This is a genomic window from Betaproteobacteria bacterium (assembly GCA_016720855.1).
Taxonomy (GTDB): domain Bacteria; phylum Pseudomonadota; class Gammaproteobacteria; order Burkholderiales; family Usitatibacteraceae; genus FEB-7.
The window spans coordinates 514,967-527,376 of the sequence record JADKJU010000002.1 but is presented as its reverse complement, the minus strand read 5'-3'; the positions used below and the strand labels follow the sequence as shown (position 1 = coordinate 527,376).

The 12,410-nt window shown below is 67.0% G+C and carries 11 protein-coding genes and 1 pseudogene; 9 read left to right on the top strand and 3 right to left on the bottom strand.

What is annotated here, in order from left to right; all coding sequences use genetic code 11:
• Window positions 1-43: 43 nt before the first annotated feature.
• Window positions 44-706: an orotate phosphoribosyltransferase gene (gene pyrE / locus IPP91_09575; GenBank protein MBL0142318.1), complete on the top strand. Its 663-nt coding sequence runs from the start codon at window positions 44-46 to the stop codon at window positions 704-706.
• 65 nt (window positions 707-771) lie between these two features.
• Window positions 772-1,506: a DUF4124 domain-containing protein gene (locus IPP91_09570; GenBank protein MBL0142317.1), complete on the top strand. Its 735-nt coding sequence runs from the start codon at window positions 772-774 to the stop codon at window positions 1,504-1,506.
• Window positions 1,507-1,546: 40 nt separating this feature from the next.
• Here IPP91_09570 and gatB read toward each other — a convergent pair whose 3' ends face one another.
• The 3 genes and pseudogenes from gatB to gatC form a co-directional block, all read right to left on the bottom strand.
• Window positions 1,547-3,022 (bottom strand): Asp-tRNA(Asn)/Glu-tRNA(Gln) amidotransferase subunit GatB, encoded by a 1,476-nt coding sequence (gatB, locus tag IPP91_09565; protein MBL0142316.1) that lies wholly within the window; start codon window positions 3,020-3,022, stop codon window positions 1,547-1,549.
• A 2-nt stretch (window positions 3,023-3,024) separates the two neighbouring features.
• A pseudogene (gene gatA, locus IPP91_09560) lies at window positions 3,025-4,483 on the bottom strand (Asp-tRNA(Asn)/Glu-tRNA(Gln) amidotransferase subunit GatA).
• Between the two features lie 45 nt (window positions 4,484-4,528).
• On the bottom strand, window positions 4,529-4,813 hold the full coding sequence (gatC, locus tag IPP91_09555; GenBank protein MBL0142315.1) for an Asp-tRNA(Asn)/Glu-tRNA(Gln) amidotransferase subunit GatC: 285 nt from the start codon (window positions 4,811-4,813) through the stop codon (window positions 4,529-4,531).
• Between the two features lie 104 nt (window positions 4,814-4,917).
• Between gatC and IPP91_09550 the strand changes: the two genes are divergently transcribed.
• From IPP91_09550 to IPP91_09520, 7 genes are read left to right on the top strand one after another with little or no spacing between them, the layout of a single operon-like run.
• Window positions 4,918-5,961 carry a rod shape-determining protein gene (locus tag IPP91_09550; protein MBL0142314.1) on the top strand — a complete coding sequence of 348 codons (1,044 nt, stop codon included), beginning with the start codon at window positions 4,918-4,920 and terminating at the stop codon, window positions 5,959-5,961.
• A gap of 13 nt (window positions 5,962-5,974) precedes the next feature.
• Window positions 5,975-6,895: a rod shape-determining protein MreC gene (gene mreC / locus IPP91_09545; protein ID MBL0142313.1), complete on the top strand. Its 921-nt coding sequence runs from the start codon at window positions 5,975-5,977 to the stop codon at window positions 6,893-6,895.
• Complete coding sequence (gene mreD, locus IPP91_09540) at window positions 6,892-7,425, top strand: rod shape-determining protein MreD (GenBank protein MBL0142312.1); 534 nt, start codon at window positions 6,892-6,894, stop codon at window positions 7,423-7,425. The genes mreC and mreD overlap by 4 nt, the downstream gene beginning before the upstream one ends.
• Entirely contained in the window at window positions 7,422-9,320 is a 1,899-nt protein-coding gene (gene mrdA / locus IPP91_09535; GenBank protein MBL0142311.1) for a penicillin-binding protein 2, read from the top strand. Before mreD ends, mrdA begins: the two co-directional genes overlap by 4 nt.
• Window positions 9,313-10,410: a rod shape-determining protein RodA gene (gene rodA, locus IPP91_09530; protein ID MBL0142310.1), complete on the top strand. Its 1,098-nt coding sequence runs from the start codon at window positions 9,313-9,315 to the stop codon at window positions 10,408-10,410. Before mrdA ends, rodA begins: the two co-directional genes overlap by 8 nt.
• Window positions 10,410-11,288, top strand: coding sequence for a septal ring lytic transglycosylase RlpA family protein (locus IPP91_09525; protein MBL0142309.1), 879 nt, complete (start codon window positions 10,410-10,412; stop codon window positions 11,286-11,288). Before rodA ends, IPP91_09525 begins: the two co-directional genes overlap by 1 nt.
• A complete protein-coding gene (locus tag IPP91_09520; GenBank protein MBL0142308.1) occupies window positions 11,285-12,409 on the top strand; it encodes a D-alanyl-D-alanine carboxypeptidase in 1,125 nt (374 codons plus the stop codon). The genes IPP91_09525 and IPP91_09520 overlap by 4 nt, the downstream gene beginning before the upstream one ends.
• The last annotated feature ends 1 nt before the right edge of the window (window position 12,410 follow it).

Genomic DNA, 12,410 nt, shown 5'->3' with positions numbered 1-12,410 from the left:
TGTTTGGGGGAAAATAGTGGGCATTCTAATGGTCCCGACCTCCATGGACACCGCCAACACCGTCACCGGACAGGATTTCCGTCGCCAATTCGTCGAATTCACCATTCGGACGGGCGTGCTTCGCTTCGGGGAATTCAGGACGAAAGCGGGGCGGCTTTCCCCCTATTTCTTCAATGCGGGCCTCTTCAGCGATGGCGCGAGCCTCGGGGAGCTCTCCCGGTATTACGCCCAGGCGGCCCTCGCCTCGGGGATCGCCTTCGACCTCATCTTCGGGCCGGCCTACAAGGGCATCACGCTCGCCAGCGCGACGGCCGTTGCACTGGCGCAAATGGGTCACAATGTGCCGTTTTCATTCAATCGCAAGGAAGCGAAGGATCACGGGGAGGGCGGGAACATCGTCGGGGCGCCGCTCGAAGGACGGGTCCTGATCATCGACGACGTGATTTCGGCAGGGACTTCGGTACGCGAATCGGAGGCGATGATCCGGGCCGCCGGGGCCGTTCCGGCTGGCGTGCTAATTGCTCTGGACCGGCAGGAACGGGGGCGGGCAGCGATGTCCGCCACGCAGGAAGTCAGCCGGGCCTACGGCATCCCCGTGACTGCCATTGCAACGCTGGATGACGTCGTCGCCACCCTGCGGGGGCGGGCGGACTTGCGTGATCGAGTTCCTGCGATCGAGGAGTACCGGCGGCAGTACGGGGTATGACCCCATAACAGGATTGATGGTGCACGGGCTCGCAGAAGCCCGGCCCGGGCGCAAAGGAAAGTGCGATGAGGATTCTGCTTATCTTGGCGATTTTCGCCGCTGGCGCAGCGCAGGCGGCCTACAAGTGCAAGGACGAGAAGGGCATCACCCACATCGGGGACACGCCCCCGGCCGGGTGCGCCAACGTCGTGATGTACGAGATGTCCCGGTCGGGAATGGTCCTGCGAAAGATCGAGCCCTCCCTCACGCCCGAGCAGATCAAGGCCAGGGACGACGAGGCCGCGCGTCTGAAGGAGGCGGAGAAGGCCGCGGCCGAGCAGCGCCGCAAGGACCTGGCGCTGATCGCGACCTACAGCTCGGAAAAGGACATCGACACCTCGCGCGACCTGAACCTCAAGCCGATCGAGCTGCGGATGAAGAGCGCGCAGGACCGGACGGTGGAGGTCGACAAGCGCCTGGCGGAGCTCGAAGCCGAGATGGAGTTCTACAAGGCGGGCAAGAGCAGCAAGGCGACCGGCAAGACCCGCGAGGCGCCGGCCCAGCTCAAGTCCGACCTCGAACGCACGAAGAACGAGAAAGTGGTGCTCGCCAAGGCGATCGTGGAGTACGAGAAGGAAATGCAGGAGGTGCGAAGCCGCTACGAGACCGACAAGAAGCGGTGGGTGGCGCTCAAGCAGCTCAAGCGCGAAGGCAAGCTGGACCTGCGCGACCAGAAGGAAATCGAGGCGGCCAGGAAGGGCGACCCGTCGAAGCAGCAGGGCGTCAAGAAATACAACCTCTACCTCGTGCCGGCCAACTGAGCCTTGCGCCCGCGCGTGCTTTCCCCGGTCTGCGGGGAGGTCAGCCCAGTTTCTTCTTCAGGATAGCGTTCGCCTGCGCGGGGTTGGCCTTGCCCTGCGTGGCCTTCATCACCTGCCCCACCAGCGCGTTGAAGGCCTTTTCCCTGCCGGCCCGGTAGTCATCCGCCAGCTTCGCGTTCGCCGCCAGCACCCGGTCCACGATCGCCTCGATGGCGCCGGTGTCCGAGATCTGCTTCAGGCCCCGCTTCTCGATGATGGAATCGACGCCGCCTTCGCCATTCCAGATCGCATCGAACACGTCCTTCGCCGACCGATTGTTCAGCGTCTGATCGAAGCTGCGATGAATCAGGGCTGCAATGTCGGGAGGGCCGACGCGGGCACCTTCGACATCGATGGCCTCTTCGTTCAATCGTGCGGAAAGCGGCCCGGCGACCCAATTGCACACGGCCTTGGCCACGCCCGGCTCACGTGTGTCCGTGAATCGATCATCGCCACGCAGACGCGCCAGTGTCAGCTCGAGCGAGCGATCGAAATACTCCGAGACCTCCCGTGACGAAACAAGAATGGACGCCTCGGCCGGCGACAGGTGGAGATCGTCCCTGTATCTGGCGCGCCTGGCGGCCGGTAAGGTTCCGAGCGACATCCTCACTTGCTCGATCCACGACGGCGCGATTTCGAGGGGGAGCAGGTCGGGGTCCGGGAAGTATCGGTAGTCGTGCGCGTCCTCCTTCGAGCGCATCGAGCGCGTCTCGCCCTTCTGCGGGTCCCACAGTCGCGTTTCCTGGCGGACCTTGCCGCCGTCCTCGATCAGCGCAATCTGGCGGTGCACCTCGTGTTCGATGGCCTTTTCGAGGAAGCGGAAGGAATTGAGGTTCTTGATCTCGCAGCGCGTGCCGAGCGTTTCGGAGCCCGACGGCCGCACCGACACGTTGGCATCGCAGCGGAAGGAGCCTTCCTGCATGTTGCCGTCGCAGATGCCGATCCAGCGCACGAGCGAGTGCAGCACCTTCGCATAGGCGACCGCCTCCTTCGCGCTGCGCATGTCCGGCTCGGACACGATCTCGAGGAGCGGCGTGCCGGCGCGGTTCAGGTCGATGCCGCTCATGCCGTGGAAATCCTCGTGCAGGCTTTTCCCCGCGTCCTCCTCGAGATGCGCGCGCGTGAGGCGGACGCGCTTTTCCACGCCCTCCACGACGATCAGGATCTCGCCGCCGGAGACGACCGGCGCCTCGTACTGGCTGATCTGGTAGCCCTTGGGAAGGTCCGGGTAGAAATAGTTCTTGCGCGCGAAGATGCTCCTGGGCGCGATCGCGGCGCCCACCGCCAGGCCGAAGCGGATGGCGCGCTCCACCGCCGCCCTGTTCAGCACCGGCAGCACGCCGGGAAGCGCGATATCGACGGCGCAAGCCTGCGTGTTGGGGGCGGCGCCGAACGCGGTCGAGGCGCCGGAAAAGATCTTCGACGCGGTGGACAGTTGCGCGTGGGTTTCGAGCCCGATGACGACTTCCCACCGCATGGTCAATCGATCCCCGGCGGACGGCGGCGGTGCCAGTCGGTCGCCTGCTGGTAGCGGTGCGCGGCGTTCAGCATTCGCGCCTCGTCGAAATGGTTGCCGATGAGCTGCAGCCCCACCGGGAGCCCGTGCGCGCCGAAGCCGCAAGGCACCGAGAGCCCCGGCAGGCCCGCGAGATTCACCGAGATCGTGTACAGGTCCTCCAGGTACATCTGCACCGGGTCGCTCGTCTTTTCGCCGATCGGGAACGCGACCGTGGGCGCCGCGGGGCCCGCGATAACGTCGCAATGCGCGAAGGCCTCGGTGAAGTCGCGCGCGATGAGGCGGCGCACCTTCTGCGCCTGCAGGTAGTAGGCGTCGTAGTAGCCGTGCGAGAGCACGTAGGCGCCCACGAGGATGCGCCGCTTCACCTCGGCGCCGAAGCCCTGCGCGCGGCTCTTCCGGTACATGTCGTTCAGGTCGGCGTAGTGCGCCGCGCGATGCCCGTAGCGCACGCCGTCGAAACGCGACAGGTTCGACGACGCCTCCGCCGGCGCGATCACGTAGTACACCGGGACCGCGAGCGCCTGGTTGGGAAGGCTCACCTCGACGATCCGGGCGCCCTGCGCCTTCAGCTCCCCGACGGCCGCCATCACGCAGGAGGCGACATCGGGCGCCAGATCGGCCGTGAAATACTCTTTCGGCAACCCCACGCGCAGGCCCGCCAGGGGCTTGGCGAGGTCCCGGGTGTAGTCCTCCCGGGGCCGCTCGATGCTGGTGGAATCGCGCTCGTCGAACCCGGCCATGACGTTCAGCATCAGGGCGAGATCCTCGGCGCTCTTGCCGAAGGCGCCGCCCTGGTCGAGCGAGGAGGCGAACGCGACCATCCCGTAACGCGACACCGCGCCGTAGGTCGGGCGGATGCCGCAGGTGCCCGTGAGAGAGGCGGGCTGGCGGATGGAGCCTCCGGTGTCGGTGCCCGTCGCCGCAGGGGACCAGTCGCGCGGCGACGGCCGCGGCCGATCCGCCGGAGCTTCCCCCCGGGACCCGCGTCCGGTCCCAGGGGTTCCTCACCGGTCCGAAGAAGGAGTTCTCGTTGGACGAGCCCATGGCGAACTCGTCCATGTTGGTCTTGCCCACCAGCACGGCGCCCGCGCGCCCGAACTGCTCCACCACGTGGGCGTCGTAGGGCGATACGAAGTTGGCGAGCATCTTCGAGCCGCACGTGGTCTTCCATCCCTTCGCGCAGAAGAGGTCCTTGTGCGCGATGGGGATTCCGGTGAGCGCGGCCGCCTCGCCCTTCGCGAGGCGCAGGTCGGCGGCGCGCGCGGCCGCAAGCGCCTTTTCCTCGTCCACGGTGATGAACGCGTTGAGGCCGGGGTCGAGCGTCGCGATGCGGCCGAGGAAGAGCCGCGTGAGCTCCTCGCTCGTGGCCTTGCGGTCGCGAAGCAGGCAGGCGAGTGCGGAAAGAGTGAGGTCGAACATGGGCAGGCGTGTCGGGGCGCGGCGACAATCCGCGCCGCGCCGTTTCTACTCGATGACCCTGGGCACGAGGTAGAGCCCTTCCTCGACCTGCGGGGCGGCGGCCTGGAACAGAACGTGCTGGTCATGCTCCGTCACGCAATCGTCGCGAAGACGCTGCGTGACATCGACCGCATGCGCCATGGGCTCCACGCCGGCGGTGTCGACGGCGCGCATCTGCTCGATCAGGCCGAAGATGCCGTTGAGGCTCTGCTGCATTGCGGCAACATCGGTCTCGGGCAGTTCGATCCGGGCGAGTTCCGCGATGGCTCGGACTTCATCAAGGGACAGCATGCGAAAAGTGCTCTAAGGCCTTAATTCATCGTGATTTTGGGCTATTATAGGCGACCCCCGCCCCCCGGGGAATGGCTTCAACCCGAATTCTCATACGGATCAAGATGTTCTCTTTCGTTTCCAAGTACTTTTCCACCGACCTCGCCATCGACCTTGGCACCGCCAACACGCTCATCTACGTACGCGGCAAGGGCATCGTTCTCGACGAGCCGTCGGTCGTCGCCATCCGCCAGGAAGGCGGCCCCAGCGGCAAGAAGACCATCCAGGCCGTGGGCCTCGCGGCCAAGCAGATGCTCGGGCGCACGCCGGGCAACATCACGGCCATCCGCCCCATGAAGGACGGCGTGATCGCGGACTTCACGATCACGGAGCAGATGCTCAAGTACTTCATCAAGAAGATCCACGACAACCAGTGGTTCCGGCCGAGCCCGCGCATCGTGATCTGCGTGCCCTACGGCTCCACGCAGGTGGAGCGGCGCGCCATCAAGGAAAGCGCCATCGGCGCGGGCGCCTCGCAGGTGTTCCTCATCGAGGAGCCCATGGCCGCGGCCATCGGCGCGGACCTGCCCATCGCGGACGCCACGGGCTCCATGGTCGTGGACATCGGCGGCGGCACCACGGAAGTGGGCGTGATCTCGCTGGGCGGCATAGTCTATTCCGCGAGCGTTCGCGTGGGCGGCGACAAGTTCGACGAGGCCATCATCAACTACATCCGCCGCAACTACGGCATGCTCATCGGCGAATCGACGTCGGAGAACATCAAGAAGACCATCGGCTCCGCCTTTCCGGGCTCGGAAGTGCGCGAGATGGAAGTCAAGGGCCGCAACCTCGCCGAGGGCATCCCGCGCTCGTTCACGATTTCCTCGAACGAGATCCTCGAAGCGCTCACCGATCCGCTCAACTCCATCGTCTCCGCCGTCAAGAGCGCCCTCGAGCAGACGCCGCCCGAACTGGGCGCCGACATCGCCGAAAAGGGCATGGTGCTCACCGGCGGCGGCGCCCTCCTTCGCGAACTCGACCGCCTCCTCATGGAGGAGACGGGCCTGCCGGTGATCGTCGCCGACGACCCGCTCACCTGCGTGGTACGCGGTTCCGGGCGGGCGCTGGAGGAGATGGACAAGCTCGGAACGGTGTTCACGAACGACTGACGGCTTCGCCGGCGTGACTCGCGAGCCGCCTCAGTTCTTCCACCGCGGGCCCAGCCCGCTCGCGCGCCTCACCTTCTTCGCGTTGCTCGCGGTGGCGACGATGATCGCCGACCATCGCTTCGGCGCGCTAGAGGCGGTGCGCCTCTCGCTCTCGGTGCTCGTCCATCCCCTGCAGCAGGTGGCTGGCGCGCCCGCCATGGCGCTTTCGCGCGTCACGGATTATTTTTCCTCGCAGGAGCGCCTGCTGCGCGAGAACGACGAGCTGAAAGCGAGGCTCCTAGAGTATGCCGCCGCCGCGCAGCAGTCGAAGCTGCTGCAGGCCGAGCAGGATCACCTGCTCGCCATGACGCCGGCCAGAAGCCGCTTTGCAACCGACGGCGTCCTGTCGGAAGTGCTCTCCTACGGGCGCAATCCGTTCGTGCGCAAGCTGATCCTCGACAAGGGTCTCGCTCAGGGCATCAAGGCGGGCATGCCCGTGATCGACGCGCAGGGCGTCGTGGGCCAGGTGACGGCCGTGGGCACGTTCACCAACGAAGTGACCCTCCTCACCGAGAAGGACCAGTCCGTCCCGGTGATGCTCACCCGCAACGGCCTGCGCGCGATCGCCGTCGGCTCGGGCAAGGACGGCTCGATCGACGTGCCCTTCATGCCCGTGTCGGCCGACATCCAGAACGGCGACCTTTTCGTGACCTCCGGCATCGACGGCACCTATCCCGCCGGTCTCCTGGTCGCCCGCATCACCGCGGTGGAAAAGAACGCGGCCTACGTCTTCGCGAAAATCACCGCGAGGCCCGCGGCCGGCGTGGAAAACCATCGCTTCGTGCGCATCCTCACCACGACTCGCCCCGCGCTTGCGCCGCTGCCGGATGCGCGCGCGGACGAGAAGCGGCCGGTCAGGGAGCGCCCGGCCGGCAAGGGCCGGCGCCAGCCATGAGACCGGCCGATCTCACGCCAGTCGCACGTGACTTCATGAAGGTTCCGGCGGGACCGGGGCTCATTCTGGCCTCGTTCGTCGCCGCCTACCTCTTCAACTCGCTGCCCTGGGCGGGGTGGGCATTGCTCGCGCGGCCGGACCTCGTGCTGGTCGTCCTCCTGTTCTGGGTCATCCACCAACCCGGATCGGTCGGCCAGGGACTGGCTTTCGCCATTGGCCTCGCCATGGACGTGGGCGACTCGACGCTCCTGGGCCAGCACGCGCTCGCTTACGTCGTCGCCACCTACGGCGCGCAGGTGCTGCGCGTGCGCGTGCTTGCGTTTCCGATCCTCGAGCAGACGCTGCACGTGCTCGGCCTCTTCGCCGGGGCGACGATCGTGATCGTGGTGCTCAACCTCCTCCTGGCCGCCCCGCCACCGGGGCTCGCCATGGCGCTATCGCCGCTCCTCGCCTCGGTCGCGTGGGGACCGCTCACCTGGATCCTCTACCTGCCCTGGCTGCGCCGCATGCGCGGGGAGTCGTCCGCATGATGGTCGGCCAGGCGCTTCGCGACCAGCGCGCCGAGCTGAACGTCTTTCGCGCCCGCCTCACGGTGACGGGGGTCCTCGCGCTCGCGGCCTTCGGCCTGCTCGTCGCCCGCTTCGTCTGGCTGCAGGTGGTCCAGCGCGAGCATTACCACACGCTCGCCGAGGCGAACCGCATCTCGGTCGTCCCGGTGGTCCCCAACCGCGGCCTCATCCTCGACCGGAACGGGGAAGTGCTCGCCGCCAACTATTCGGCCTACACGCTCGAGATCACGCCGAGCAAGGTAGGCAACGTGGAACGCGCCATCGACGAGCTCTCGCAGGTGATCGAGGTGAGCCACCGCGACCGCCGGCGGTTCAAGCGGCTGCAGGAAGAGAGCAAGAACTTCGAGAGCCTGCCCATCCGCACGCGCCTCACCGAGGCGGAGGTGGCGAGATTCGCGGTGAACCGCTACCGCTTCCCGGGCTTCGAGATCAAGGCGCGCCTCTTCCGCTCCTACCCGCACGGGGATTTCGCCTCGCACGCCGTCGGCTACATCGGCCGCATCAACGAGGCCGACGTGCGAAACATCGACGCCCAGGGTGCCACGACCAATTACAAGGGCACCGACCACATCGGCAAGCTCGGCATCGAGGGCGCCTACGAGAAGGAGCTGCACGGCATCACCGGCAGCGAGCGCGTGGAGATCGACGCGGGCGGGCGCGCCATCCGGGCGCTTTCGCGCTCCGAGCCGCAATCGGGCAACAACCTGTTCGTCACGCTCGACATCAAGCTGCAGCGCGTGGCCGAGGAGGCCTTCCAGGACTATCGCGGCGCACTCGTGGCCCTCGACCCGAAGACGGGCGACGTCCTGGCGCTCGTTTCACGGCCCGGGTTCGACCCCAACCTCTTCGTGGACGGCATCGACCCCGTCAACTGGGACGCGCTCAACAACTCGCCCGACAAGCCGCTCAACAACCGGGCCCTGCGCGGGCAGTATCCGCCGGGCTCGACCATCAAGCCGTTCATGGCGCTTGCGGCGCTTACCTACGGCAAGCGCACGCCCGAGTACACGATTTCGGATCCCGGCCACTGGATGCTGCCGGGGGTCTCGCGTCCCTTCCGAGACTGGAAGCCGGGAGGCCACGGCATGGTGAACCTGCACAAGTCCATCGTGGTCTCGTGCGACACGTACTATTACGGGGTCGCCAACGACCTGGGCGTCGATGCGATCCACCGGTTCATGACGCAGTTCGGTTTCGGTTCCCGAACCGGCGTGGACATCGACGGCGAACTGTCGGGGCTGCAGCCCTCCACCGACTGGAAGTGGCAGCGCTTCAAGCAGAAGTGGTACGCCGGCGACACGATCAGCGTGGGGATCGGGCAGGGCTACCTGCTCGCGACCCCGATCCAGCTCGCCTCGGCCGTGGCCACGCTCGCCAACGGCGGCACTCCGGTGCACCCGCGATTGGTGCGGGCCGTCCAGGACGCGAGGACGCAGCAGATGCGCGAGCTGCCCGTGCGCACGGGCGAGCCGCTGGCGATCAAGCCCGAGCATCTCGAGCTGGTTAGGGCCGCCATGGTGGACGTGACGCGCCCCGGCGGGACGGCAGTGCGTGTCGCGCAGGGGGCGCCCTATCTCGTTGCCGGAAAGACCGGCACCGCCCAGGTGATCGGCATGAAGGCGGGCGAGAAATACGACGAGAAGCGCGTGAAGGAGCGCAACCGCGACCACGCCCTCTTCATCGCCTACGCCCCGGCCGACGACCCGAAGATCGCACTCGCGATCCTGGTCGAGAACGGCGGCCATGGCGGTTCGACCGCCGGCCCGATCGCCCGGGAGGTATTCGACTTCTACCTGCTGGGCAAACGCCCTGAACGCAAGCAACCGCTGGTGGACGATGAGGTCGAAAATGATTAGCCGCCTTTTCGACCTGATCTCGCGCCGGATCGACGGGCCGCTCATGGTGGCGCTGGTGCTCACCCTGGCGCTCGGACTGACCGTCGTCTATTCGGCCTCGGGCGGCGCGTCGCTCGACCGCGTGCTCGGGCAGTCGCGCAACCTTGCGCTGGCCATCGCCGCACTGTGGATTGTGGCCAACATCCCGCCGCAGGCGCTCATGCGACTGGCCGTCCCGGTCTACGCCGCCGGCCTCATGCTCCTCGTCGGCGTCGCGCTCTTCGGCGACGTCCGGAACGGGGCAAGGCGCTGGCTCAACCTCGGCTTCACGACCATCCAGCCCTCGGAGATCATGAAGATCGCGGTGCCGCTCCTGCTCGCCTGGTATTTCCACCGCCACCAGGAGGGGATCCACTTGCGCGACTACGCCGTGGGCGCCATCCTGCTGGCTCTCCCGGTCGGCCTGGTGGTGCGCCAGCCGGACCTCGGGACGGCGCTCCTCATCTTCGCGTCCGGCGCGTTCGTGATCTTCCTGGCCGGCCTGTCGTGGAAGATCCTCGCCACGCTCATGGCGACCGGGGCGGCAAGCCTGCCGTTCCTCTGGGGCATGATGCACGACTACCAGCGAAAACGGGTGCTCACGCTGCTCGATCCCACGGAGGATCCCCTGGGCGCGGGCTACCACATCATCCAGGCGACCATCGCCATCGGGTCGGGCGGCGTGCTCGGCAAGGGGTGGCTGAACGGCACGCAGGCGCAGCTCGACTTCGTGCCGGAGCGATCGACGGATTTCATCCTCGCGGTGTTCGGCGAGGAATTCGGCCTGGCCGGCATCCTCGTGCTCATCGTCCTCTACATGCTCATCGTCGCGCGCGGCCTCATGATCGCGGCCAACGCCTCCACGACCTTCGCCCGCCTCATGGCCGGGGCGGTCACGCTCACCTTTTTCACGTATGCCTTCGTCAACATGGGAATGGTGAGCGGGATACTGCCCGTCGTGGGGGTGCCGCTCCCGATGGTGAGCTACGGCGGCACGGCGCTGCTATCGATGCTGGTGGGGTTCGGCATCCTCATGTCGATCTCCACGCACAAGCAGCTGGTGTCGAGTTGATGCGCAAGGCCGTCCCGGCACTCCTCGCCCTGGCGCTGGCCGCCTGCGGCACGGCGCCCAAGGCGCCGCCCGCAAAGCCCGCCTACTATTCCGAAGACGGCCCGCCCGACAAGGTCCCCGCGGACATCGCTTCCATTCCCGACGCCGTTCCCCGCGACGAGCCCTACCACCGCTACGCGAACCGGCCCTATACCGTGTTCGGGCGAACGTATGCGCCCACGGTGAACGACGATCCCATGAAGGAGCGCGGCCTCGCCTCCTGGTACGGGCGCAAGTTCCAGGGACAGAAGACTTCCTCGGGCGAGGTTTACGACATGTTCGCGATGACGGCCGCCCACAAGACGCTGCCGATCCCGAGCTATGCGCGCGTGACGAGCCTGAAGACCGGCCAATCGGTGGTGGTGCGCGTGAACGACCGCGGTCCGTTCCACGACGGGCGCGTGATCGACCTTTCGTACGCGGCCGCGGCAAAGCTCGGCGTGGTCGGTCCCGGCAGCGGGCCGGTCGAGGTCGAGCGCGTTTTCGCACGCGATGCCGGCACCCGCCTTGCGGCCGCGACGCCACCCGCCCCCACGGCGCTGCCGCTCGCCGCGCAAGTCGCCACTCCCCTCGTCGCGCCCGAGCCCGCGGGCCTTTACCTGCAACTCGGCGCGTTCTCGAGTGTCGAAAACGCGGAGAGCTTCCGAAGCCGCATCGCACGCGACCTGCCGTGGCTGCTCGAGCCGATCCAGGTCGTTGCGGCCGGAAGCCTGCACCGCGTTCGCCTCGGTCCCTACAAGTCGCGCGACGAAGCGCAGGCCATCGCGGACAAGATTCGCGCTTCCCTGGACTTCGCCCCCGTCATCACTCCCGCCTCCCGGCAGAACGCCCCTCGATGAATAGCCTCCTCACCGTCCTCCTCGCCCTTTCGCTCCCGCTTGCCGCCGCGGCGCAGGCCGTCACGCCGCCACCCGTCGCGGCACGTGCCTACTACCTCCTCGACATTCTGTCCGGCCAGGCACTTGCCGCGCAGTCGGAGGAGGACCGCTTCGAGCCCGCCTCGCTCACCAAGCTCATGACCGCCTACATCGTCTTTTCGGCGATCCGCGACCACAAGCTCGACCCGTCCAAGGTGGTACCGGTCTCCGAAAGGGCGTGGAAAGCCGGCGGCTCGAGGATGTTCATCGAGCCCAGGAAACCCGTGACCGCCGCCGACCTCGTGCGCGGCATGATCGTCCAGTCCGGCAATGACGCCACCATCGCCCTGGCCGAGGCGCTCGCCGGGACGGAGGAGACGTTCGCCCAGCTCATGAACCGCGAGGCAAAGCGCCTGGGCCTTCGCAACTCGAATTTCGTGAACTCGACCGGACTGCCGGCGCCGAACCACTACGCCACGGCGCGCGACATGGCCGTGCTTGCCGCCGCCTTGATCCGCGACTTCCCGGAGTCTTACGCCCTGTACTCCCAGAAGGAATTCACCTGGAACGGCATCACGCAGGCCAACCGCAACCGCCTGCTGTGGATGGACCCCACGGTGGATGGCGTGAAGACCGGTTTCACGGAGGCTGCGGGATACTGCCTGGTCGCTTCGGCGAAGCGCGGCGAGCGCCGGCTCGTGTCCGTCGTGATGGGCGCGCAGTCCGACGCGCTGCGCATTTCGGAGAACCAGAAGCTCCTGAATTTCGGCTTCCTCGCGTATGACACGCAGCGCTTCTACAAGAAGGATGAGGTCGTCGCCAACCCCGAGATCTTCAAGGGCACGAGCGCCACGGTGAAGCTGGGCTTCGACGCAGACGTGTGGCTCACACTGCCGCGCGGCCGGTTCCAGGGGCTCAAGGCGAATCTGCAGACCCGGCAGCCCTTCGTCGCGCCCTACTCCCGGGGGCAGAAAGCAGGGATAATGAAATTCGCCCGCGACAATGCTTCCGTCGCCGAGATCGCCGTGGTGGCGCTCGAGGATGTGCCGGTGGCCGGGTTCCTTTCCCGCGGATGGGACACGATCCGCCTCCTTTTCCGGTGAT